This window comes from Escherichia sp. AM3 (genome assembly GCF_032029835.1).
Taxonomy (GTDB): Bacteria; Pseudomonadota; Gammaproteobacteria; order Enterobacterales; family Enterobacteriaceae; genus Escherichia; species Escherichia coli.
In genome coordinates, this window is sequence record NZ_JAVUPQ010000696.1 from 1 (window position 1) to 353 (window position 353).

Genomic DNA, 353 nt, shown 5'->3' on the forward strand with positions numbered 1-353 from the left:
CGCCTGAGCAGCGGTGTTTTGTGGCGATCGAAGACGCGCCATTCGACAAAAAAGGCGCGCTTGTAGCGACGAAGCATATCTTCCTGCTGATTATCTGCGCCCCAGTTCCCAGTCTCACCCCGGCGCATACGCTGCTGGATCTCCCAACGCGGCAGATCGGCATACACCAGCACATCACCCGGATGGACAAGCGTCGCACCGGGTCCGTAGATCACAATCAGCCCCCCGGAACACTGGTTCACCTGAACCTGCAACGCCTCCAGACGCGCGGGATCGAAAAACTCTCCAAGCTGGTGGCAGGAGAGAACGCCAAAGACGCGATCGTCTGTGAGGTTGCGCGCCAGCATCTCATG

At 59.5% G+C, this 353-nt stretch carries 1 pseudogene; it reads right to left on the reverse strand.

The features are described 5' to 3' along the window. Positions 1 to 353 (reverse strand): annotated as a pseudogene (locus RTW80_RS27945) (mannose-6-phosphate isomerase); the annotation flags it as partial.